Origin of the sequence: Halodesulfovibrio sp. (genome assembly GCF_015482765.1) — a bacterium.
Lineage (GTDB): Bacteria > Desulfobacterota > Desulfovibrionia > Desulfovibrionales > Desulfovibrionaceae > Halodesulfovibrio.
The window spans coordinates 1-21,328 of record NZ_JADMLB010000076.1 but is presented as its reverse complement, the minus strand read 5'-3'; the positions used below and the strand labels follow the sequence as shown (position 1 = coordinate 21,328).

The 21,328-nt window shown below is 43.9% G+C and carries 33 protein-coding genes; 18 read left to right on the top strand and 15 right to left on the bottom strand.

Going from position 1 to position 21,328, the window contains the following annotated elements:
• The first annotated feature begins 8 nt into the window (after positions 1 to 8).
• A complete protein-coding gene (locus QZY95_RS15230) occupies positions 9 to 626 on the top strand; it encodes a hypothetical protein (protein WP_290925090.1) in 618 nt (205 codons plus the stop codon).
• A gap of 3 nt (positions 627 to 629) precedes the next feature.
• Positions 630 to 962 carry a hypothetical protein gene (locus QZY95_RS15225; RefSeq protein WP_290925088.1) on the top strand — a complete coding sequence of 111 codons (333 nt, stop codon included), beginning with the start codon at positions 630 to 632 and terminating at the stop codon, positions 960 to 962.
• Between the two features lie 46 nt (positions 963 to 1,008).
• On the opposite strand, the gene QZY95_RS15220 is transcribed toward QZY95_RS15225, so the two are convergent.
• Positions 1,009 to 1,209 (bottom strand): hypothetical protein, encoded by a 201-nt coding sequence (locus QZY95_RS15220; protein WP_290925087.1) that lies wholly within the window; start codon positions 1,207 to 1,209, stop codon positions 1,009 to 1,011.
• Between the two features lie 212 nt (positions 1,210 to 1,421).
• Between QZY95_RS15220 and QZY95_RS15215 the strand changes: the two genes are divergently transcribed.
• The 3 genes from QZY95_RS15215 (at position 1,422) to QZY95_RS15205 (ending at position 3,142) form a co-directional block, all read left to right on the top strand.
• Positions 1,422 to 2,201 (top strand): nucleoside deaminase, encoded by a 780-nt coding sequence (locus QZY95_RS15215; RefSeq protein WP_290925084.1) that lies wholly within the window; start codon positions 1,422 to 1,424, stop codon positions 2,199 to 2,201.
• A gap of 177 nt (positions 2,202 to 2,378) precedes the next feature.
• Complete coding sequence (locus QZY95_RS15210; RefSeq protein ID WP_290925081.1) at positions 2,379 to 2,720, top strand: hypothetical protein; 342 nt, start codon at positions 2,379 to 2,381, stop codon at positions 2,718 to 2,720.
• A gap of 41 nt (positions 2,721 to 2,761) precedes the next feature.
• The gene (locus QZY95_RS15205) at positions 2,762 to 3,142 is read left to right on the top strand and encodes a hypothetical protein (RefSeq protein WP_290925079.1); all 381 of its coding nucleotides are present in this window, start codon (positions 2,762 to 2,764) and stop codon (positions 3,140 to 3,142) included.
• Between the two features lie 12 nt (positions 3,143 to 3,154).
• Here the strand turns inward: QZY95_RS15205 and QZY95_RS15200 are convergent, their stop codons facing one another.
• Entirely contained in the window at positions 3,155 to 3,388 is a 234-nt protein-coding gene (locus QZY95_RS15200; protein ID WP_290925077.1) for a hypothetical protein, read from the bottom strand.
• Between the two features lie 297 nt (positions 3,389 to 3,685).
• Here QZY95_RS15200 and QZY95_RS15195 point away from each other — a divergent pair, with 297 nt between their 5' ends.
• Positions 3,686 to 4,783, top strand: a complete 1,098-nt coding sequence (locus QZY95_RS15195) for an ATP-binding protein (RefSeq protein ID WP_290925075.1) — start codon at positions 3,686 to 3,688, stop codon at positions 4,781 to 4,783.
• Between the two features lie 15 nt (positions 4,784 to 4,798).
• Positions 4,799 to 7,132 carry a S8 family peptidase gene (locus QZY95_RS15190; RefSeq protein ID WP_290925073.1) on the top strand — a complete coding sequence of 778 codons (2,334 nt, stop codon included), beginning with the start codon at positions 4,799 to 4,801 and terminating at the stop codon, positions 7,130 to 7,132.
• 118 nt (positions 7,133 to 7,250) lie between these two features.
• Here the strand turns inward: QZY95_RS15190 and QZY95_RS15185 are convergent, their stop codons facing one another.
• The gene (locus tag QZY95_RS15185) at positions 7,251 to 7,955 is read right to left on the bottom strand and encodes a hypothetical protein (protein ID WP_290925071.1); all 705 of its coding nucleotides are present in this window, start codon (positions 7,953 to 7,955) and stop codon (positions 7,251 to 7,253) included.
• Positions 7,956 to 8,046: 91 nt separating this feature from the next.
• Positions 8,047 to 8,628, bottom strand: a complete 582-nt coding sequence (locus QZY95_RS15180) for a helix-turn-helix domain-containing protein (protein WP_290925069.1) — start codon at positions 8,626 to 8,628, stop codon at positions 8,047 to 8,049.
• On the opposite strand from QZY95_RS15180, the gene QZY95_RS15175 reads away from it, so the two are divergent.
• The 5 genes from QZY95_RS15175 to QZY95_RS15155 all read left to right on the top strand — a co-directional run bounded on the left by QZY95_RS15175 (position 8,620) and on the right by QZY95_RS15155 (position 10,559).
• A complete protein-coding gene (locus tag QZY95_RS15175) occupies positions 8,620 to 8,928 on the top strand; it encodes a hypothetical protein (protein WP_290925067.1) in 309 nt (102 codons plus the stop codon). The genes QZY95_RS15180 and QZY95_RS15175 overlap by 9 nt on opposite strands.
• Positions 8,929 to 8,967: 39 nt before the next feature.
• Positions 8,968 to 9,489 (top strand): hypothetical protein, encoded by a 522-nt coding sequence (locus QZY95_RS15170; RefSeq protein WP_290925065.1) that lies wholly within the window; start codon positions 8,968 to 8,970, stop codon positions 9,487 to 9,489.
• Entirely contained in the window at positions 9,486 to 9,776 is a 291-nt protein-coding gene (locus QZY95_RS15165; protein ID WP_290925063.1) for a hypothetical protein, read from the top strand. The genes QZY95_RS15170 and QZY95_RS15165 overlap by 4 nt, the downstream gene beginning before the upstream one ends.
• 78 nt (positions 9,777 to 9,854) lie before the next feature.
• A complete protein-coding gene (locus QZY95_RS15160; RefSeq protein WP_290925062.1) occupies positions 9,855 to 10,085 on the top strand; it encodes a hypothetical protein in 231 nt (76 codons plus the stop codon).
• Positions 10,086 to 10,130: 45 nt separating this feature from the next.
• On the top strand, positions 10,131 to 10,559 hold the full coding sequence (locus tag QZY95_RS15155; protein WP_290925060.1) for a hypothetical protein: 429 nt from the start codon (positions 10,131 to 10,133) through the stop codon (positions 10,557 to 10,559).
• On the opposite strand, the gene QZY95_RS15150 is transcribed toward QZY95_RS15155, so the two are convergent.
• From QZY95_RS15150 to QZY95_RS15105, 10 genes are all read right to left on the bottom strand, one after another.
• On the bottom strand, positions 10,560 to 11,846 hold the full coding sequence (locus QZY95_RS15150; protein WP_290925058.1) for a site-specific integrase: 1,287 nt from the start codon (positions 11,844 to 11,846) through the stop codon (positions 10,560 to 10,562).
• A gap of 334 nt (positions 11,847 to 12,180) precedes the next feature.
• Complete coding sequence (locus tag QZY95_RS15145) at positions 12,181 to 12,945, bottom strand: competence protein CoiA family protein (RefSeq protein ID WP_290925056.1); 765 nt, start codon at positions 12,943 to 12,945, stop codon at positions 12,181 to 12,183.
• 148 nt (positions 12,946 to 13,093) lie between these two features.
• The gene (locus tag QZY95_RS15140) at positions 13,094 to 13,360 is read right to left on the bottom strand and encodes a helix-turn-helix domain-containing protein (RefSeq protein WP_290925054.1); all 267 of its coding nucleotides are present in this window, start codon (positions 13,358 to 13,360) and stop codon (positions 13,094 to 13,096) included.
• Between the two features lie 8 nt (positions 13,361 to 13,368).
• Positions 13,369 to 13,566, bottom strand: coding sequence for a hypothetical protein (locus QZY95_RS15135; protein ID WP_290925052.1), 198 nt, complete (start codon positions 13,564 to 13,566; stop codon positions 13,369 to 13,371).
• Positions 13,567 to 13,569: 3 nt separating this feature from the next.
• Positions 13,570 to 13,797 carry a hypothetical protein gene (locus QZY95_RS15130; RefSeq protein ID WP_290925049.1) on the bottom strand — a complete coding sequence of 76 codons (228 nt, stop codon included), beginning with the start codon at positions 13,795 to 13,797 and terminating at the stop codon, positions 13,570 to 13,572.
• Positions 13,798 to 13,823: 26 nt separating this feature from the next.
• The gene (locus QZY95_RS15125) at positions 13,824 to 14,090 is read right to left on the bottom strand and encodes a hypothetical protein (RefSeq protein WP_290925048.1); all 267 of its coding nucleotides are present in this window, start codon (positions 14,088 to 14,090) and stop codon (positions 13,824 to 13,826) included.
• On the bottom strand, positions 14,080 to 14,313 hold the full coding sequence (locus tag QZY95_RS15120) for a hypothetical protein (protein WP_290925046.1): 234 nt from the start codon (positions 14,311 to 14,313) through the stop codon (positions 14,080 to 14,082). Before QZY95_RS15120 ends, QZY95_RS15125 begins: the two co-directional genes overlap by 11 nt.
• A gap of 383 nt (positions 14,314 to 14,696) precedes the next feature.
• Positions 14,697 to 15,308 carry a hypothetical protein gene (locus tag QZY95_RS15115; RefSeq protein ID WP_290925044.1) on the bottom strand — a complete coding sequence of 204 codons (612 nt, stop codon included), beginning with the start codon at positions 15,306 to 15,308 and terminating at the stop codon, positions 14,697 to 14,699.
• Positions 15,244 to 16,251 (bottom strand): hypothetical protein, encoded by a 1,008-nt coding sequence (locus QZY95_RS15110; RefSeq protein ID WP_290925041.1) that lies wholly within the window; start codon positions 16,249 to 16,251, stop codon positions 15,244 to 15,246. Before QZY95_RS15110 ends, QZY95_RS15115 begins: the two co-directional genes overlap by 65 nt.
• A 142-nt stretch (positions 16,252 to 16,393) precedes the next feature.
• A complete protein-coding gene (locus QZY95_RS15105; RefSeq protein WP_290925039.1) occupies positions 16,394 to 16,924 on the bottom strand; it encodes a helix-turn-helix domain-containing protein in 531 nt (176 codons plus the stop codon).
• A gap of 335 nt (positions 16,925 to 17,259) precedes the next feature.
• On the opposite strand from QZY95_RS15105, the gene QZY95_RS15100 reads away from it, so the two are divergent.
• A complete protein-coding gene (locus QZY95_RS15100; protein WP_290925037.1) occupies positions 17,260 to 17,388 on the top strand; it encodes a hypothetical protein in 129 nt (42 codons plus the stop codon).
• On the opposite strand, the gene QZY95_RS15095 is transcribed toward QZY95_RS15100, so the two are convergent.
• Positions 17,363 to 17,572 carry a hypothetical protein gene (locus QZY95_RS15095; protein WP_290925035.1) on the bottom strand — a complete coding sequence of 70 codons (210 nt, stop codon included), beginning with the start codon at positions 17,570 to 17,572 and terminating at the stop codon, positions 17,363 to 17,365. The two genes, QZY95_RS15100 and QZY95_RS15095, sit on opposite strands and share 26 nt — an antisense overlap.
• Positions 17,573 to 17,650: 78 nt before the next feature.
• Here QZY95_RS15095 and QZY95_RS15090 point away from each other — a divergent pair, with 78 nt between their 5' ends.
• The 5 genes from QZY95_RS15090 to QZY95_RS15070 all read left to right on the top strand — a co-directional run bounded on the left by QZY95_RS15090 (position 17,651) and on the right by QZY95_RS15070 (position 20,926).
• Positions 17,651 to 18,106 (top strand): hypothetical protein, encoded by a 456-nt coding sequence (locus QZY95_RS15090; RefSeq protein ID WP_290925033.1) that lies wholly within the window; start codon positions 17,651 to 17,653, stop codon positions 18,104 to 18,106.
• Positions 18,103 to 18,321 (top strand): hypothetical protein, encoded by a 219-nt coding sequence (locus QZY95_RS15085; protein ID WP_290925031.1) that lies wholly within the window; start codon positions 18,103 to 18,105, stop codon positions 18,319 to 18,321. Before QZY95_RS15090 ends, QZY95_RS15085 begins: the two co-directional genes overlap by 4 nt.
• Positions 18,322 to 18,460: 139 nt before the next feature.
• Positions 18,461 to 19,462: a hypothetical protein gene (locus QZY95_RS15080; RefSeq protein ID WP_290925030.1), complete on the top strand. Its 1,002-nt coding sequence runs from the start codon at positions 18,461 to 18,463 to the stop codon at positions 19,460 to 19,462.
• A 2-nt stretch (positions 19,463 to 19,464) separates the two neighbouring features.
• A complete protein-coding gene (locus tag QZY95_RS15075) occupies positions 19,465 to 20,103 on the top strand; it encodes a DUF6475 domain-containing protein (RefSeq protein WP_290925028.1) in 639 nt (212 codons plus the stop codon).
• 283 nt (positions 20,104 to 20,386) lie between these two features.
• Positions 20,387 to 20,926: a hypothetical protein gene (locus QZY95_RS15070; RefSeq protein WP_290925026.1), complete on the top strand. Its 540-nt coding sequence runs from the start codon at positions 20,387 to 20,389 to the stop codon at positions 20,924 to 20,926.
• Positions 20,927 to 21,328: the final 402 nt, after the last annotated feature.

Here is a 21,328-nt window from a genome sequence, read left to right as displayed (position 1 = left end):
GAGCCATCATGCACATTACAGTTGTTGCTGCAGATAAGTTGGTATTGGTAAACGGCGAAGCCTTGCACCTTCCGGACTTTGCTTTTGATGAAGGACTGCACGCCATTCAGTTTGACGGTGAACAGGGACACATTGAACTGCTTACACCGGATGGCGGCATCTCAACTGCGCCTGTTTCAACGCTTGAAGTGCAGCCCTATGTTGATGCATGGCAGGCGGAAAAAGATCGCTTAGAAGCGGAAATCACGCCGCCACAGCCGCCAACATTGGAGCAGGTAAAGGCAGCCAAGCAGGCAGAGATCCGTGATGCCCACAATGCATTCTTAATGGCGCACGGCGTGGAATATTCAGAAATGGAGCGGCAAACGTGGGATACGCAACGCGAAGAAGCAAAAGCGCTTCTTGCAGATCCGCAGGCAGCAGCACCACTTGTTCGTGCGATCGCCAGTGCTAGAAACATGGATGTGCTTGAACTGGCGCAGCGTATTGAAAACAACACACAAGCATGGTCAGTCCTTGCAGGGCACGCCACAGGGCAGCGCTTGGCGTTTCAGGATGCGTTGGAAGCATGCACGACCATAGGAGCGGTTGAGGCAATTACAGTGACCTTTACGAATCCGGAGTAAGTTATGAAATTACTCGCACCTGCAACCTACCTAGAAGCATCGGAAGAATTAAAACAGCAAATTTGTAACGGCTGCGGTCCAGAAGGCTTGATCGGTAAACTTGTTCCGGAACACTTACTCGGAGCAAGTATTTCCAGCGCCTGCAATATCCACGACTGGATGTATCAGGAAGGTGAAGACAAGCAAAAAGCAGATCTCTATTTCCTCGCCAACATGATCTGCCTATGCGCCCAAAAGAGTAAGCTGCTGTTGCCAGTACGTGCGCTGTTAGCAGTGCATTTTTACTTGGCTGTTCATTATGGCGGGGAAGAATATTTTGCTGTGGATGAAGCATAAAAGAAGCAACGAAATGTCTTCCGTTGCTTCACTGAGTTGATAGTGCTTATCGGGAGGCACAATTGTCAGCAATTTTGAACTGACATTTTTGATCCGGTGCTGGAGTTCCAGCAGCTTCACAAGAGATAATATGTTGCTCGGGGTTGTTCATGATATAACTAAGACATGCTTCACATATAACTTTTTTTGGGAGAAAATGGTCGTCATTTCCAGAGCAGGCACTTGCAGAAATTTGAACGTATTTCATGTTTTTCTCCTTATTGTATTTTCTAAAAGTGTAAATCCTAAGAGAAGCCTCTTCAATGAGTATAGGCAGGAACCTCTTTGCTACTGGGGCGTATGAGCAGGTTGTTGTATTTTTTAGAGCTTTTCTTTGCCAGTAAGCACAAGTTGTTATCATTGTGGCTGCTTTTATAAATTTTGTACTCTTCAATGCATTATTAAAACGTGGAGGGTTGTATGAAGGCTGTGACGCGGTTGTTTCTGGTCAGCATGGTGTTAGTTCTGTTGAGCACCAGTGCTATAACTGCCAATGCTCATACTCCGCAGCAACTGGAACGCGATCGTATTTGTATGCTTGCTGCTTATTCGCTTGTTTTAAGTGATTGGCAGGAATCAAACCAGAAAATACGCGGGTACAATATTGGTTCTGTGCTGGTTTCTCCTGAAAATCGTATTGTTTGTCATGCTAGAGATAGCGTGTACGAAACACAAAACAATACCCAGCATAGTGCTGTGCGTTTAATGACGCAGTACTTAGCGGCTAACAAAGGGCTATCTATTCTTCCTGACTATACGATTTATACCACCTTGGAGCCGTGCGCCATGTGTACCGGCATGATGTTTTTTACTGGAGTTTCCCGAGTTGTGTATGGCCAGAAAGATTTATGTTGTGGTGGAGCTGTTGGGCGGCTTAAGCTGAATAGCAAGAAATGGAATAAGTCCGGATATACTCCGTACCCAGACTTAAGCACTCGTTATGCTCATAAGGAGTTTGGTGCTGCTAAAAGCGACTTGCCATATTGCGAAGAGCTGGAGCAAGCCTGTGCACAGGCTATGAGAAGGCTCCCAACTTTGCGCACCACTGATTTTTTAAAGTCTTCTGAAGCGAAGAAGATCTACGAAGAGGCAGCTCATGAGCTGTGGAATTACAAATTAGAGTATCCAGAAAATTCCAAGCTATTGGAAGATGCACGAAAGCTAGTTCCTAGAGAAATGATGATTGATGGAAATTTTTAATGGAAAAACAGGGAACTATATTTTTCAAAATAAAAGGGGTGAGAAAATTTTTGTGCTAAATTAGATCAATCGATAGTTATTTTTTCATGAATTTCATGAGAGAAGTTACTTGATGAGTATGTCTCTTCATTCAAAATTAAAACAGGCTACTAGATCTTCTTTTCTTGAGGTGGTGCTATGAACAATAAGACAACAGACTGGCTGCTGTTTGCTTTCGCAACTGTTGGCTTATGTTACATTTATGTAGCTATTTTTGTTTACGCTATCGTGCCATTAAATTCTCCATGCTACTATGAATGGATGCAAGGTCGTTCTATGGAGGAGGTTACTACCGATTACTCATCAGACTTTTTGGATTATTGGTTTTCAGTAGTTACCCCTTTGAGTCTGGTTCTTGGTAGTATCAGCGCCTTGTTGATCAAAAATAAATGTACAGAACAGCACAAAAAAATATTTAGATTGCTGGGGATAACAGGAGGAGTTTTTACCGCATACATACTAATAAGGTTACTCACCTAGCTGTTAAATTTTTTACTGTACAAAAAAAGCGTTGCAGGCTCGTGTCTGTAACGCTTTTTTGTATTTTAAGTTACGGTTGTGATATGAAAAGCCCGTTTTTATATGACCCTGTAAAATACCTGCTAGATAAAGGTGTAACGCTTCGTCTTGGCTTGCCGCAAGATGGCAAGCGTAAGATTGAAGTCTGTTTTGATAAGGACCGTTATTGGGAGGCCGACAAGGTACAAGCCATCTATAGGCGAGTACAGCAGAGTTGCAACCTGATTATGATGCAGCTGAATGTAGATAAAGGAATGCCAGCTCGAACGGTTGAGTCTTTGCTGGGCAAAGATCTTATTCGTATCGTGTGTGATGACCAGGGAAGAAAGCGGTATGTGATTACGGAGAGGGGGAAGAGGTGGATTGCAGTTTGTAAAATCTGAGAGATGAAATGGTTAGATGTTTTCTATTTTGAATTTGGTAAAAGCTATATAATTTAAGGTTTTTGCATTTTTTTGTGCGTAGTTTATATCTGCTTTCAGTAGGTAACGAGCCTCCTTTTTATCCTTTGTAATCCAGTGAAACCATAGTGCAAGGGTTTGATCAGTACTTTCTTTGCTTTTAGTTACAGAAGTTAACACAGCGCCCTTAGTCGGATATTTTTTGATTTCATCAATGAGGCTTTTCATATTTAAATTATTACTTTTTTATGTTTTAGATGGCTGATTAAATGGTAGGCTATAAAAGTTTGCGGGCGTAGGCAATGGCTGAAAATTTTTATGCTTTTTTGATTAGTTGAAATTAGTTCCAGATTATTTTTCTGCCATTCATTGTCAATGTTATTATAGAAGCCATTAAGGCTTTTTTTTTGTTTTTTGATAATAATGTTCCAAGTGGTTACGTTTTTATTATGCTGAATATAAAGAATAAATTTCTAATTTGTAAACTTCATTGACCAATAAAAAAAAATGTTACAAAAGGGTGCTATGACACAAGAACATGTACTGCTGAAAAACATAGCTGCGCTTGCTGCTCGACGCCCCGACAATGAACTGTTGATGGTGTTAAGGCGTAGTTTGTCAAAGATACGTAAAGAGAATCCAGATTTAGCGAACGAACTTTCTTATGCGATTTCCTCAGCTGGTGGAGTTGGCGCTGTTCGGCACTTTAACTCTGTTGGGGATATTCCAAGGGATCAGGATTCAGGACTAGAACTTATTGACCGAGAGGACGTAGGTGGAAAGGCTCCGTTACCAATCTTTTCTGAAGATATTTCTCAAAAAATTTACCGATTTATAAAAGAACGTAAGGCTGCTGAAGAATTGCGTAAGGCTGGGATCAAAGTTCCGTCAAGCTTGGCTCTTGTTGGGAAGCCGGGCACTGGAAAGACATCTTTGGCCCGTGCAATTGCCTCAGAATTAAATGTTCCTTTTATGGTAGTAAATCTTGCTGCAATAGTTACAAGCTATTTAGGTCAAACAGGCCAGAATATAAAAAAAGTGTTAGACAGGGCAAAAATAGAGCCATGTGTCCTTTTGTTAGATGAGTTTGACGCCTTGGGTTATCAGAGGGGGGATGACGGTGATGTTGGAGAGATGAGGCGTGTTGTAACCGTTTTGCTTCAGGAAATAGAAAATTGGCCAGAACAGTCTGTTGTTATCGCGGCTACAAATATGCCGGAACAAGTAGACCTTGCATTTCAAAGAAGATTTTCTACATGGTTAGAAATACCTTTACCTAATTATAAAGCAAGGTTAGATATTTTGACGCATTACTATCCAAACAGAAAGCGTACTGAAAAAATAATGAATTTAGCAGCTTCTGCGTTGGTGGGGGCTAGTGGGGCAGATATAGAAGAATTTGTACGTAGGGTGAGGATAGGAGAGGTTGTTGAGGGGTATAGTCCCAAGAAAGCAATTCTTTATGAGTTAGAAAAAGAGCTTTTCGATAAAGGTATATCGAAAAAGGATTTAAAGCAGTTTGCTCAGTTCGCGCGTGATTTTGATAGTAGGTATTTTACATATCGAAAGCTTGGGCAATTGCTTGGCATTTCACATACATCAATACAACGATTGTTGAGTTAGCTTGAGGAGGATCTAGTGAGTTCGTCTGAATATTTTCCAATTTTAGGGAAGGCTGAGGTTTTAAGTCACCAAGTCCCGCACAGTAGCGCAGGGGTTCCGCCAGAGGAAGTTTGGACTTTTGACGAAGCTCGCGAAAGACTTCTCCCGCAGCTAGAAGATACTATTGAGCTGGCTTCTCAAATTCCAGATATGAGAAGGCTGGATTCAGGGGTATTTTTTTCGGTTGATATTGACCACAAATATATTGCTAAAAGCTATTTTCCCAAAGGGTATTTTGATAAAGCAGGGTGGGACTTTGTTGGGTCAATAAAAATAGACCAAACGACTCGTGATGAAAAGCCGTTGCCACAAAAAAAACAGGCCCGCAGGCTTTATTTTAAAGCTCCTGTAGCTAAGTTAGAGCAGGCCGTTACAACTCTTCGGGAGAATTCTTTTACGACTGAAGAAGAGAGAAAAGGGCTGCAAAAGATTAATCAAATACTGATTGTTCCCCCAGAGTCTAAGTTGATTAACTTAGATCAGTTGGAGAGTAATATTTTGGAATTGATCGTTCACCCTATGAGAGAAGGGGAGTGGGCAGATTTTCAAGATAAACTATTTGATGTTGTGAATACAGATTCTTATCCCCGAAAGTTGTTTAATTGGGTAATGGGAGGAGGGATAAATACCCCTCGCTTTGTTCCAGTTCAAGCTACAAGTGATTTATTTGAAACGTTGGCGGAATTTAACCCAGTGCGCTCCATCCGCCCTATGCCCAGGCTTTCAAAATCTAGAGCAACCTATGAGGGAGAAATACCAGCTTCAGATCTTCCAAGGTCTAGCATGTTTCGTGTAGGTGATCGGCCAACGGTTGGTGTTTTTGACGGCGGAGTTGACCTGACAATTCCACACTTGGCTAAATGGGTTGTTCCTGTCGAACTTACAAACTCTCCGGTAACAGATGAATCGTTGCAGCATGGAACAGGTGTGTGTGGCACCGTGTTGTACGGTGATAAGCCAAGCTCCATTACAGAAGAGCCTCAGTTTGATGTAAAATCTTTTCGGGTTCTTCCAGAACCTTATGATCCAGAGCTTCCGCCGGATTTAGGTGCATATCAGTTGGTAAAGCTGATTGAAGAAACTGTTGTATCAAATGAAAATGCGGATATAAAAACGTATGTTTTAAGTTTTGGCCCTGACAAACCTGTTGAAGATGATGAAATAGATTTGTTTACTTCAACCTTGGACAGACTTGCATACGAGCACGATGTTCTCTTTGTTGTAGCTGTCGGCAATAGTGGGCGTTATGCAGCCCCCAATGATAGGATCCAACCTCCTGCAGACGCTGTAAACGCATTAGGTGTTGGAGCGTATATTTTGGATGCAGATGGTAATCCAGTAAAAGCATCTTATAGTAGTGTTGGACCAGGCCGTTCCGGAAATGCTATTAAACCTGATGTTCACTTGTTTGGCGGGGATTCAGGGCAGATGTTTGAGGTTTTTAAAGCAGGTGGAGGAGGGGCGTGCACCTTAACTTGTGGTACCAGCTTTTCTGCACCGTTAGCTGCAAGTGTAGCTGGGCAGCTGTTGTATCGAGCTGATGACTCTAGTTCAATGACCCCACAAACGGCCAAAGCTTTGATGATACATAAGGGTTTTCGAGATGGTTGGACCCCTCAGTGGGGATGGGGAGCGTTAACCTCTAGTGTTGAGGATATGATGTTATGTACACAGGGGCATGTGACGCTATTGTATAATGGCGAGTTGCCGTTGGGTAAACATACAGCACTTCAAATCCCATTTTATAGTGACATCGCAGAACGCGGAAGTGTGCGGCTTTCATGGACGCTTGTTTATGCAACTGACGTAGCATCTAATATGCCAGATGAATATACTTTAGGCGGGGCACAAATATACTTTAGGCCGAATTGTGATGTTTTTACCTACTTCTGTAAGAAAGAGAATAGGACAAAAACCATCAACAGGTCTGATGACCCAAATCAATTTGCGCAGTTAGTGGAAAAGGGAACCATAAAAGATAATCGGTTACCAAAAACTGAGTCTCCTAAGAAGAAAAATGTTCATCTGACGGAGGAGCAGCGCAGAAATCATGGTGTTTGGGATACCGCGAAGCATTACTGGACGGGGTTTAAAAGATTTTCGTCATTGAAAGATCCAATGATTGATATTCATGCTCAGGCTAGATCTGATTGGTATTATGATAAGGCACGTCCTTCTCATCTGACTTATGCTTGTGTAGTAAGTATTGAGTTGAAAAATAAATCATTACCACTGTACCAGACTATTAGGGAAAGAGTTCCAGAGCTGGTTGAGATCCGTTTAAGAGATCGTGCTAAAATTAGAGTTTAACTAATGACAATAAAAAAAACCCGCTTGTTTAGCGGGTTTTTTTATTGTCATGTTCAACGAACATGATTCACTTTAAAATACCAAGGCGACTATCTCTAAGCTTGATAGAGAAGATGGATTACAATAAATCAAGGAGCTTTTGTTCAAGTGTACCTTTTGAACCGCATGATAAGGTAAAGAATTTATCGTTCTCTTGGGCGGTGCGTTGGTACTTTTCATTTGTTGAAAAAGCTTCTGTTATAGTGCGTTGCAGTGTTGTACGATCTATAATGAATGCAGGATTGTTTGTGTGCTCATATCTAATGCTTTGTGTAACATTGTTTTTAAGCACATAGCGTATATTGACTGAATATTGTGTTTTGTTTTTTGAGATTGGTGCAAGGTAAAGGTTTATTCGGCCTTCTAAGTTACAATTTCTTGTAACATCAGACTTTGCCTCGTAGAAGCCGTTTGCACCAAGTTCAAGAGAGTACTGGGAAGATTCAGCTACAGGGTAGGTGTAGCTGCGGGTGTCTTCTTTGTATCGAGTGGTTGTTCTGTGGCTTGTGCCACAGTCAATATATTTTCCTGCGTTGTTGCTTGAAAAAGATATATTGATAATACGTGATTCTTTGTCGATGTTATTAATTACAAAGTAACTCTCTGAGAGTTGACCAACAAGTTTGTCCCATGCTTTTGCAAAAGGCATATTAATAGTTTTTTTGTTTTTGATGTGCTCAATATTAGGTGCAGCGTAGTCATACGTGCTTGAGCCTGGTTTAGCTCCACAGCCAACAATAAATAACAAACTTACAAAACAGGAAATAATAAGAAAGCGTTTCATATTACTTTCCTCCCCCTTTACTGTCTCCACCTACAGCACCTAGCCCTCCCTAATTTGCAGCGGGCGCGTGGGCAGGGACACATATTAAAGTCTATGGTTGTTTTATACTCCGATCGCGATCATTCGCGAATGCCGGAGTACGCAACGTCTCTTCTGCCTGAGTGTGTGGCTCATTTTGTAATTCTAAAATTTTAAAAAACGTCTGCTGAATCAATTCTGGAGATGCTCCAGCCTTCTCCAATGAATCAGCTGCTACCTTCATGCGCTGTGCAATCGGGTCTGTAATAGACTCGTCTTTTTTTTGTTCCGCAGCTTCTGTTCCTTCCCCAAGAAACATTTCGCCGACCCCAGTCAACAGCCAATTTGAATTGATGTTAAGTTCGCCGACCCACTCGGCAATGACAGAACAAACTGGAGTACGCCCCTTATTCAAATATCCAGAAAAGGTTTGCTTAGTTATTCCAGCATGATCAGCAAGGTTGCTTCCTGTCGTGCGGGTGGCGTCCATGAACGCTTTTAAGCGCTGGACAAATTCATCCTGCGAGAAAAAAGTTTTATCTTTATTCAAAATTAGTTGACCTTGATTTAAAATCTGCTTACCAAAGTTATAACGGAACAACAAAAACGAAAATGGAAAACAAAAATAACCGCAAGGGGTTAATTGATGAAACAACGAAACATGATTCCCGAACTAATATCCGATTTGACTCGTACTGAAAAGGTCGAAATCTACCTTAAACGCAAAAAGATTACCTTCACCGATATCGGGAAGGCGATCGGTGTCTCCCGTGGATCTGTCCATAATATGCTTTATGGCAAGCACGTTTCGTCCTACCGCCACGCACAGCTTCTTGCTGCCGGTCTTCCGGAAGTATTGCTGCCTCCTGCCCGTGACATTGCTCCTGGACCTAAGCCGAAGAATAGAGCGCTTGCAGAAGACAGCGATCCAAATTCAGTGGAGCAGGCTGCATAAAAGCAGCGCGCACCTGTTCTGCACAATATGCTGCCTAGAATGCCGCATAGTTCTGCATGGTGCCACGGTAATAAACAAGGAGCAGAATACACCATGAAATCATTAGCAAATTTATCTTTCGCCAGTGCGCTTGACCTTGCGCTGGGTGAAAGCGGGCTTACCCGTGACGACATTGGCCATGGAATGGGGTGGAGTGTGAGCAAAACAAGCCGTGTGTTCAGCCATGACGATAACTATTGGCCGAATATGCCTTCCATTCCTCAATTGTGCGCCATTCTTGGAAACGATGTTTTGCTGGATTGGCTGCGCGTCAACACGAACGAGTTGCGTGTGGGTAGGCATGAGCTTGTGCCGAGGTTGTCGGAACTGGAGTTGCTTCGGCTGCTCAGTGAGATTGGAAAGGAAATGGGGGACGTAAACAATGCAGTAAACAAAGCCCTCGCCAATGACGGCCTGATCGATAAGCAGGAAAGCAAGAAAATTATCCGAGAGTCCTACGATGTGCTGTCCCGCTATCGCGAAGTAATTGTCGCTATGAGGGCGATACAGGAGGGAACATGATTAATCCATCCGTAATTATCCGGCGTAAGGCCGAGTGTGTCCGCAATTCTGTGAATATCTTGTGTAAGCAGGCGGGCATCACCATAGAGGACGAACTGAACATAAGCAGCATTAATCGAATGCTTGCGCAGATAGACGAACGCCACAGAGATTTACTGAAGCTATCCGGAAAGGCTGTTTTGCCTGCGCACAGGCGGGCGCTTGCCGCAGATTGTTTGACTTCAGCTGAGCGAAATGCCTTGAAGGAACGTCTTTCCGGAGGTGGGGATCATGATCCCGCAGCTTGATCCATTTGAATGGGCTGTTTTTGGGCTGGTACTGGGGCTGACGCTTAGTTTTATCATAATCCTATGATGGAGGGTGCCATGAAGAATGCAGACGCTGATTCTGGCGGCACAGCTGCCACGGTAGACTTGTTTGCCTATGCTGAACGGCTTGGTGAGCTTCCTGTTTCAGAGCTGATCCACGAAGCAAAGCAGGTGAGTGGCGTAAGTGAAGAAGTAGTGTTGATTACAGTTCTGGCCAGACGGCTGGAGCACTTTTCGTTAGTGGAAGAATTACGCGGGTCAATGCAATGCGTGCGTAATGTGGCGTAGGCGTTTTTAACCGCGGAGACGTATCATTTAAAAGGGGATTGTAACGTGAATTACACTGATCATCGACTTAAAGAACAATTTGTTACGGCCTATTACGACACGTTGATGGAATACATGCGTATTTACAAGGCAGCCATCATAACAGGCAATGAACCACCTTCTATGCCGGAATTCGTAGTTGAATCGGAATTATGGGGCGAAGTGTTCGACACTACGCCGCCTGTGGTGAACGTGCTGCGTCCTTTGTTTTTTCAGTTGCCACCAATTGTTAAACGTACAGAGCTTGGACGCGGGGTGCTGAATTTTGTGTCCAAGTCTAACGTCTCTGTTGACGATAGCAGAGGCGCCGGCCCCCGTGTGCGTTTCAAAATAGGGCAGGGCGTTTGTTATCCTGTGGGGTATCTTCTTGAATACCTTGAAGCGAATCCACGCTTGCGCGTTATCGTTAAACAGCGTCTTGGGCGTGTTGCGTAACTATTTATCCAGGCGTTTGATAAATCCGTTTTGATGCGCACGGGCTACGCTTTCCACGCGGAAGCTTTCTACAAGTGGAAGATAGTTTTTACTTGTGGTGCCTATGTCGCGGTGTCCCAGTTGGAGGCGCAGGTTTTCTAAATCCATACCGCCGACAAGCATACGCACCGCATAGGTTGAGCGTAGGGTGTGGAACGTAGCTCGTAGCCGGTTGTCGTTGATCCCTGTGTTTAGGCCGATGGCATCGGCAATACGTGTGAACTGGCGGGAAACACTGGCGGCAGTTCTATGGCCGTTAACGCCATTGCCGGAAAACAGCCAGTTACGCGTTGCATCTTTTCGCATATGCATAATTTCATCTAATACAGGCGGGAAGCTCACAGTACGAGTGCCGCTTTTGGAGTCCAGAATATGGATAATTCGTCTATCAATAGCAGTAAGGTGTTCGCGCTGCAGGGAGACAATTTCCTGCTCGCGCATGCCTGTGTGAAGCGCGATCATAGTAATATGGTACTGATCGTTGCTACAGGCGTGAGAAGCATGAAGAATAGCATCCACTTCATCATCATACAAAACGCGAAGGTTGCGGTTGTCCTTCTTAGGAAGGATCTTGGCCGCGCCGAACTTCTTATGCTTCACTGGGTTTTCACCGGTGAACAGTTTAGTGTCGGGGTATTGCGCGGAAACCTCGGTCTCAATGCAGTAGTTGAAAACTTCGCGCACAACGCCAAGGCAGCCCGTAATGGTCGAAGCGGCAAGAGTTTTTCCACGGCCTCGCGTTGGCTTCTTCTTCTCAAGCTTGGCGCGCAGGCGCATGATCTCGTGTGTGGTAATCTCAGCAAGAGGCATTTGGCCGAGCTCCGGAAGGATGTGCAGGCGCAGATGCTGCTCGTATCCAACATGAGTCTTGGGCTTTGTATTGTAACGGGCCCATTCCATAAAGCGAGCGGCAGCTTCTTCGAAGTTCAGATGGGTAATACGCTTCTTTCTACGTTCTTCAGCACGCTGAGCTGCAAGGAGCGCGCGTTCTTCCTGTGCTTCTGCCTGCAACTCTTTGAAGGACTGAGGGCCAATGCCGCTCTTCATGTTCTTCTTGATGATGCCAACGTATCTGGCGGCTTCTTCAATGGTCCAGCCGTCACTCGCCCAGCCGAGCGCTTCGTCTACAGCTTTGCCATTCTTTTTAAGACGAATGATATAGTACACGTCCATTTTGCGACCGTGTCTGCGCGTCTTATGATCTCTGCAAAATACACCGGAAATGCCACTGTGGTATCTTTTACTCATGACCTACTCCCTGTCCCACTTGTCCCACCCCTGTCCCACCTTTTGATTATAAACAGGGGTAAAAGTAAGAAACCTCATTTTCATCTTAATGAGGTTTTTCAGCTACTTTTGCAAGTCTTCATGACGTTTTTATGCCACATCAAATTTTTCGTAATCAGTAGGCCGTCGGTTCAATTCCGATTGTTGGCTCCAGTAAATACAGGTAGTTATAAGTTATTAAAAGCTTCTAGCTACCTTTTTTTATACCCTATTTATACCCAAAAGTGTGGGTGAAGTGTGGGCAGGGTAGAAAAGTTGGGTAACGTGGGTATAAAATTTGGGTAGAAATTAGTGCCTATTCAGAGCGGATAAGTGAAGCTAGCTGGTATTCAGTTGCAGGAATTTTTTTTAAGTTAGCTTTTTTAATTTTTAGGTCACTAATTTTGTATGGTCCATAAAAGCTTACATCATGCCATCGTTTGGATCGCTTGAAATATCCGCCCCCAAAGTCTGTTGATTCTACATATAAAAGGTGGTGGGATAGTTCGTATTTCCAAAACATTTGTGAGCTGGGATCATAAATCCAAGCTCTGTCCTGATGAATCTTGTCTAGCCATTGCATCAGCTGAGTTGCTGAGAGCTTTTCGATATGGCAGTAGCCCTTCTCTCCTGCTAATTCTTTACTGAGTTTAGGTGGAGCGAAAGGGATCCACAGCGAGTTAATATTTGCATCGGCATATGCTTTTGATCTTTTTATGATGTCATTTTCAGTGATGTTTGTTTTTTGAAGTTCAATGGCAACTTTTGCCCCATTAGGACTTGTTACTAAAATGTCAGCAATGCGGTTTCCGAAGGGACTGAGGGTGCTAACATAAGCCTCAACTTGAGCCTGTAGTCCTCTTGCTGTTAATGCCTTGAACACTATTTCTTTTGCTTTGAGATGTTCTATCGATTCACTTTTATATGTACAGGTTGCCCCTGGCTTATGCTTAAAGTGATGAATTACCTTAGTGCCGAGGTGTGGAACAACTTGGCTGTGGCAATGAGGACACAGGTATTGTTCTTTGCGCTTAGCTTGGCTAGCGAAGACTCGTTTTCCATTGTTCAGAGCAACAAGCATTATATGACCCCTCTTTGTTGTGATCTTGTTAGATAACCAGTTAGATCCAATAAAAGTTCTTAGTCAATGTGTGATAGTTAGAAATACTCAGCCCCCGCATATTGCTATGCGGGGGCTGAGTATTTCTATGTACCGATGTTGGGTACAATTAGCGTTGATCTAAAGTTGCTTGTTCGTGAGTCTCTAGGAAGTTGATAATTGCCTGTGGTCGGTAATAAATCCGGTTGGCGATTTTAATATACTTGGGACCTTCTCCCTGATGCCGCCATTTAGCAAAAGTCTGCTTCGGAATCCCTGTAGCTTCGCTTGCCTGATCCGGTGTGAGACTGAGGCGGTCAAGTTCCTTAATCTGGATCTGGATATGCTGCGGGATTGGCTCAATGTATCCCGGTGGTTGTTCGTGTAGTGTCCGCATGGTGTCTCCTAGTAGTCAAAGTCGCAGATAAAAGTTTTGCCGCATTCAGGGCAGTAGACTTCTTGGTTTTTCAAATGAAGGATGGCGAAGCTGTTCGGCTTATCTTCCCAAAAATCACAGTCTTCGAGCAGATCCACTTCTTCCTTGCAGTGTGGACACGTAGCATTGAGTTCAAGTGTCCAGTCTGCTGTTATCTTTTCAGCCATGTCTTACCCTTTCGGCATACAGCGGGTGCACCATACGCCGTGGTTGTTGCTGGTGTGTGGTTCGCCTTCGCAGATCAGGTGACCGCAGCAGTCGCAGTGGGCTACTACTGGAACGCCGGATACAGATTCTACTTCGAGGTAGTAGGGGGAGTGGTGAAGATTACTGCGAAACTGTTCGGCAAGACCGGAGAGTTCTAGTTGACCAGTTTGATTTAAGATTGTTGCTACCATGTTCATTGCTCCTTTGACTCTGCGGTCTAGTTTAAATCTCGTGCGGGTTGAAAAATGCTGCATTCGCGAACGGGCAAGGTGGCGTGCATTATTTTGCAATCAGGACGGTAATACCCTTCCCTTGTGCAGTGTTCACAAACTTTGCAGAGAGGTGTTACTGCATCGCCGGTGATCTCGCTGTAGTTTGGATTGCGTGGACACTCGTTTTCATGCTCTTCGCATTCGTCCTCGTAATCAAATTCCCTGTAGCAATATTCGCATTCCCAAGTGGTTGTTACGCATTCAATTGGCATCGTTGCCTCTTGTGGCGTTTAGTTCCGCAGTTTTTATGATTTTAGAAACAGGAAATACCTTTGCCGTGAACCCGTAACCGGAAGCTTTGATCACGTGCTTACCGTCAACGATTTCACTGTCTTCAACGGTTATGGCTCTAATCTGCTTTGTCGGTTGGCTGAGAACAATCCATGTGTGCTTTGGGATTAGCTCCGTGGGCAGCGGGTGTTGTCGTATCTGCATGGATTTCCTTACCTAGTTAAAATTTCGCCTAAGCTGAGATAGGCAGCAAAGCTAAGAGCCAGAATGCCAGCCACAAGCAGACGATTGATAAAGGCTGTTGTAGGCCATTCCTTTGGCGTGGATACATACATGCTGCTTCTCCCTTTTCCTCAGTGTTGTTTTTGCTGAATCGCATCCATTGCACCGACTATGCGTATGCCGCAGATGCGTACCCAAGATTGACGGACTAACAACGGTGCTATGCTCGCGTTGCGTTTGGTCTTTTTCTTGCGGCGTGGAAGATATGTTACGCATGCGAAACAAAGAAGGTCAAGAAAAATGTTACGTGTGCGTAACATTTGGATTAGAAAAAAATATAAAAGCGATGATGAAGGATTGGAGCGTTAGTCAGAGTATGGTTTAGGCTCAAACCAATGAAGTCTATCAGATAGATAGAATAGACCAAGAAGAGTGGTAGTAACTATGTTAGCAAAGCAAGTAATGTAAAGAAAGAGGGCTGTTACTCTAAAGTACAAAAGAAGATTTTGATAGTGAATCTTTGATTTTAAGAGTTGAGAAAGTGTTTCATTTATAGTGTCTAGAGCTGCCCCAAAAATGTATAATAGAAAAGTTACCAATGAAAGATATCCAAAAAGTAAACATAAAAAGCGTCTACGCGTTAGGATTCTTTCGCGGATTTCATTGTCTAAATCAGAGCAAATAACTTTTGGGGGATCACCATGCATTGTTCCATCAAGAGTCGGTTTGTCGAATGTTGCAATTGCAGCAAGAGCTGTGATGAAAAATCCTGGCAAGATTGTTAAAATTAGTTGAATGTTTGCAATGATACCATGTTGTTCCCAAAGTGGCGCAATGCCATTGGAAAAATAATATAAAACCGCTGCAGCTCCACCAGCTATGAGTGGAATGTAGGTGTCATATAGTTCTTTGTTAGGCAGTATTATGTTGCGATACAGTAGTGGACGAAAAAGAACTGCTTCTTTCTTTTGCTTCATTTGCTGCTCTCCCAATTCCTGTTTCAACTTTTGCTAGATGAAGCATTTTGTGCATCAGTTCTCCATGAAAAAAATCTGATGCTTGATCTATATCTTTGCTGACCTTCACTTCCTTCTTTTTGGCAAAATAAAAGTCGCTAATATCTTCATCACCACGAACGCTCACAGAATAGGTTTTTTCTGAGTCTTTAAAGCGAAATTTTGCTTCGTCAGGTGAAGTTTTTTGAAGAATTCTTTTTAAGCCTTGCTCAAGTGTCTTAAGGTCTTCTTGTGGGGCAAGTTCGACTTTTAATGTTTTGATTTCTGTTGTTTGTTCAGTGATTCTGTCCAGTTGTTTATGCGGTTTTGATTTTACTAGTTCAATGAAGGAAAGCCGGCCATTTTGGATGTCCGTCAGCAAGCGATCAGAGGGGAGTGCTCTAAAAGAGATAGACGGATATGAAAAACTTTTTCTCCCATTATCATCGCAATATTGTTTTCCTAATAATTTTGAGCTCTCCTTGTTAATTATGGCTGCCAAGAACTTATCTGTAAGTCCGGGGACGTATTCTCTAAATGCGTAGTACATTCCCTTGGGGTCTGGTTTTAGGGTCAGTACTAGGTGGCAGCTGTATGCATTGCCTTCTTCAGTATTTTTTCTATGAACTGTAATTTTTTTTTCAGTTAAGTTGCCTGTGGCTTGATCTACACCGTTCTGATCGCACATGCTAAAAAGTAATACTGCAAAATTGTTATCATCTGTGATTACGAGTTGTTCAAGGAAGAAAGCTACTGTGCCAGACTTTGCCGTATAGCGAATGGCTTTAATCTGTTCTAATTGTTTTTTTAGACGTTCTACAATGCCTAGCACGGTGATGTCTTTAGGGATTGACCAGAGTGATTTGCCAGAGAATTGGTAAGTTGCAATGTGAGAAACGATTGTTCGTTGCTTTTTTTTGAGCATGAAGTCCCCTTATTTTGCTGCCAGCGAGTACTCACAGCAAAATATGTTTAAAAAAAGTGCACTCATCTTACATACCAATTGTTGATTTATTGAAGCTTTCCGCCCCCCAGCGGTAAAGCTCTGCTACTGCTTTATTTTCGCGCTATTCTTTTTCCAGCATGTTCATTGCACGGTTAAGAACTATATTGGCTTTAACTTCAAGCACCTTGCAAATCTTGTAAAGTTGGCGTGCAGTAATTGCTTTTTCACCATTGAATATGGCGTGTATTTCGTTAGAAGGGATTTGAGTTTTGTTAGCTAGATCGCTGATAGTTAGCTCGTCTTCTTTAGCGAACTCATTAAGCACGTTTCCAAGTGCCTTGTCATAGTCGTCTGCATTGTTCCAACTTTTCTCCTGAAGGCCGGCCAATTTATTAAAATCGATGTCTAACGCCTTAGCATGACGCAGCATGTCGCCGAATGTTGTGCGTTCTCCGCCAATATCTTCACTAATCCATCTGCTTACTGTGGCTCGGGTGACATGCAACATTTTGCCGATCTCTTCGAGTGTCTTTCCCTCAGAGCGCAATGCCTGAATTCTATTCATGATTAGTGCCCATGCGTAGGCTGCTTCTTGATCGTATTTTCCCATACGGTGGGAGTTATCGTTTTTTTTGTTAACTTGTCGTAACATTGCGCTTGACTTCCTTTGTTACGCATGCGTAACATTAGCAGCATGGAAAACATATTAAATCAATATCGACGGGATAATGAGCTTTCCTATGCAGAGATTGGTCGGCGTTGCGATCTGAGTCGCAGCATCGTTTTACGGCACTGCAAAGGGGATTGCGCTTTAAGCGGGGAATCAGCCTTACGTTACCATGTAAAGCTTGGCATCCCTTTGCAGAATTTACGCCCTGATTTGTACGAGCAGAGCAGAGTTGCTGTAGATAACGCATTGTAGCATTTAGCACAAAAGCTGCACTGTTAAAGTGTGTATAAGTATTCACTGATTAGAAGGAGGTGAAGATGCCATTTAATTCACAAATGACAAGTGAGAAGGGAAGAGAATTGTTTGAGATTGTAGTCGTCCTTAAAGAAATTGGGTTCTCTAAGGACGAAATTAAAAAAACTATTCTTGAGTATCTGCTGAAGTAGAGGCTGTTTCTTTAGCTTCTACCTCAGAAATTGTTTCATAAAGGCTCGTAAACATCTGTGAAAAGTATTCTGGTGAGTCTGCTTTATCAGTTTTCTGGGCGTGGGCTAGCGTGATGTTGTATGCAGCTTCAAGTGCTTTGCTGCTGCCAGTACGAAATGAGTCGAATGGTGAATCAAAATCCATGTTTTTTGCTCCTTTGTTGAATGGTTATGGTCAGCTACGCATAACGAGGAGTAAGCTTTAAGGCAACGGGAAAAGTATATGAGTAATGCGATGTTAGAGCCTTGGGAATTAATGAGCGCAGCTAAAGACGTGCTCGGGGTTTCTGCTTTGGGACGTATTTTAGGGGTTGGGCATATGCAGATTTATCGGCAAGTGCGTAATCCTGATTTTACAGAGGACTTTATTCGCTCACCTATTCAGCGGATTCGTGCGCTTGTGTACGAGTTGAAACAGTCCGGTGAGCATGAGCTTGCAGAAGGCATTCTTAACTACATGGCAGAAGGTGCGGACATGCACGTAACGCCTAACAGTTGTGCAATGCCGGATAAAGACAGCATTGAGGGTGAATGTTTGGACGATTACCCCGTGCTTATGGAGCTGCATGAAGCTATCCGCAGTGGCGTGGATCTGCGAGAGATTGAACGACTTGCAGAACGTGTGAAGGTGGAAGTTGAAGAAACAGTTACCGCTGTAAGAATGGAGCGGGAAGGGTGAGTTACGTAACCATGCAGGGAAATGAACTGCATGTGTTCTGTTTGCCGGAGTGGTCTGTTGACTCGGGTGTGCGTTTGGCTGTGCGTAAAGCGAAGCAGGAAGGGCGTTCCATTCGATACATAGAACCAACGGCAGAGCAGCTTTGTGCAGCTTGCCCGCTGGATGTGAAGCCGTGTTCTTGGCTTCCGTGTCCGTATGTTGGGGAAGTGGCATAAGAAAACGCCCAGTGCGGGAACACTGAGCGTTCGTTTTCACTCGCAACAAACAAGCGAAAGAGCAAAAAATATTATGCCGTAATCCTTTGGTGTTGGCAAGTTTTTCGCTCGTATCGCAACAAACAGAGAGCAACGAATTATGTCTAAGAGACGTTACCGTAAAATTTCCGTGTGTATTTGGAACGATGCCAAATTCATGGCTTTGTCTAACGATGCAAAGTTAATTGTTTTCTTCATGCTTACGCATCCAGATTTAACCCAGCTCGGCGCGTTACGGGCTAATGTGCCAGGGCTTGCTTGTGAGCTTGGTATGGAGCTGGAAGCCTTCACGAAAGGCTTTGAGGAAGTCTTAAATCAAGGGATTGTTAAGCACGATGGGAAGCTCCTCTTTTGGTTCCCTAATTTCTTACGCTACAACCTGCCGGAAAGTCCTAACGTAGTTACGAATTGGCAGAAAGGATATGACGGATTGCCCGAAAGTCCTCTTAAAGATGAACTACTAATAGGCGCTAAGGCGTTGGTAGACGGTCTCTCAAAAGCCTTTCAGGAAGCCTTTACGAAAGCCTTTGCAGAAACACTCGTACAACCTTCCCCGAATCATAGAGCATATAACATAGAACATAGAGAAGAAGACATATACGGCGAAACGCCTTCCGAACCGTCAAGCGATTCTGGTGTAGATCTTCCAGCCGAACCGGAACCACTTTTAGAGCCTGAAGCCGTGAAGGGTAAAACCAAGGCGCAGGAAGAAGAGGAGTTCCTCACTGACGTTGCAGCCATGTACAACGCTATCCTCGTGGATGAGCAGCCGGAAGGCAGAAAGTTGCCGAAACTCATCAAGCTTTCGGACAAGCGCAAAAAGCTTATCCGCGCTCGTATGAAGTTCGATGCAGAATTACGTGATATCGGCGGATGGGAAACGTATTTCACTCGCGTTCACAACTGCCCGTACCTGATGGGCGAGGTTAACTCTTGGTCTGCCTATTTCGACTGGCTGCTAGACGTGAATAACATGCTCAGAATTCAAGAGGGCGCGTTTTTGCCGAAACAGGGAAAGAAGAAAGCAGCACCTAAACCTGCTGGTGGCTCAAGCGTTGCAGCGCATAACGATGATGTATTTGCCGATTTTGTGGAGGGCTAAGCATGGACTGGAATAACGAAGAACACCGCAAAAGATTTGCAGAGGGAATGAAAGGCATGTGCGAATTACACAACCGTGCTGCTTCAAAACCAATGCTGAAAATGTACTTTTTTGCGCTGGCAAAGTTCGACATTGAGGACGTGTTACGCGCATTTGTAGAAGCTGTTTCCGCCACTAAGTTCTTTCCAAAGCCAGCGGAGATTATCGAACTTATTCAGGGCAGCCCTGAAGATGTAGCAGAGTTTGAAGCCTCCAAGGTTGTAAACGCGGTTCGGCGTGTTGGTGGCTATCGCAGTGTAGCTTTCGACAACCCGACTACTGCGGCAGTGATTGAATATGCTTTTGGCGGCTGGGCAAAGTTTTGTTGTGAGTTTTTAGACGCGAACGAAAAGTGGTTCCGCAAAGAGTTTTGTAATACCTACGCAGCATTTGCACGGCGAGGGGTGCAACACTTTGGCGAATTAGCTGGACGTGCTGCTATTTCCAACGAAGGGCATTGCAAGCCGCATCAAGAAAATCTTGCTTTGATCGGTGATGCAGGAAGGGCGCAAGCCGCGCTTGCAGCAGGGCAGGAACAACGGAAAACGCAGATTACGATGCTTGTTGGCGAGACCGCAAAACAACTGGCAGTTGGGGCTTAGAGGTTTAAGCATAGATCGAGCAGGAATTGAATAAAGTCTGTGAGAAGTTCGATACAGATGTTGATTAAGACTTCGCGTAGAATTTGTTTCATGTAATCTCCGTAGGTTTTGTAACCGGATAGCTCAAAAACTATTACGTGGACAGAAAGTTCGTTCCAGAAAGAGCTATTCTGGACCCCTTAGTTTCTTTTTTCGAGATTACGTTTAGTCGATCTAATTTGTTATCACTAGAAAATCTTGTCCAGATTACGCAAAACTGGACAAGAAGTTGAGGAGACGAATCATGTCTAACACATACATTCCGAAACATTTCGCAATTGAGGAGCTTTTACCGCCACCTGTGTTCCTGCCTGATGCGTTCCGGAAGGCATATCAGCAGTCTCGAGAAAAGCTGTTTCGCTTGTTTGATTACCGTGTGCTTGTAACACTGGATCGGCTGCGAGAGCGATACGGAGTGTGTACTGTGAACAACTGGCACTTCTTTGATGCTTCTGCATGGAATGACTTGTCTGTGCATATGTTCCGGTTCTCCGGTTGGCGTCCCTTTGATTGTCCCGAAGGTGTTGAGCTTTCCGAGCATAAGTTTTTTCGCGCTATGGATTGTAAGTTCAAGCACACAACCCCGCCTGAGATCTGGGCAGAGCTTCGCAAAAATAAAAATGCGCCAGAATTTGAATTCATCCAGCGCATTGAAGCTTTCGAAGGCATGTCATGGTTCCATTTTGATATGGGACAACACGGGCGATACGATAAGGCCGTTAAGGTGCTTAGTGGTAAAGTGGATCGAGCGGGACTGCCGCAGTTTGTTGAGAAGGTGGCTTAGTACGGCCAACTTGTATGGAAAATGAAGAGTGCGAACTGAAAGGTGATAGTAACGGCGTAAAATGAAAAGAAAAGAGGTATGAATATGAGTAGTAAGTTTAAGCTGTTGGTCGCTTTTTTATGTCGACATGAAGACGAGTAAGCTCTTTGTGAATGTAATGACTTTTTTTTGGCAAGTGCTTGAAGGCGCTCATCTCTCTCGATCATATCAAGATACTGTAAGACTTTTTTATTAAATTCTTTGTTCTCGTGTTGTTCCGTAATCAACTTTCTTTCAGTCTCTGTTTCTTGGCAAGTTGTGAAGTGATCCTGCTACAAACTTGTGGACACATAGTTAAGCCATTATCCTGAATGAAAGAGGAGATGAAAGTGAGTGTCCGAAAACGTAGATCATATGATGCTG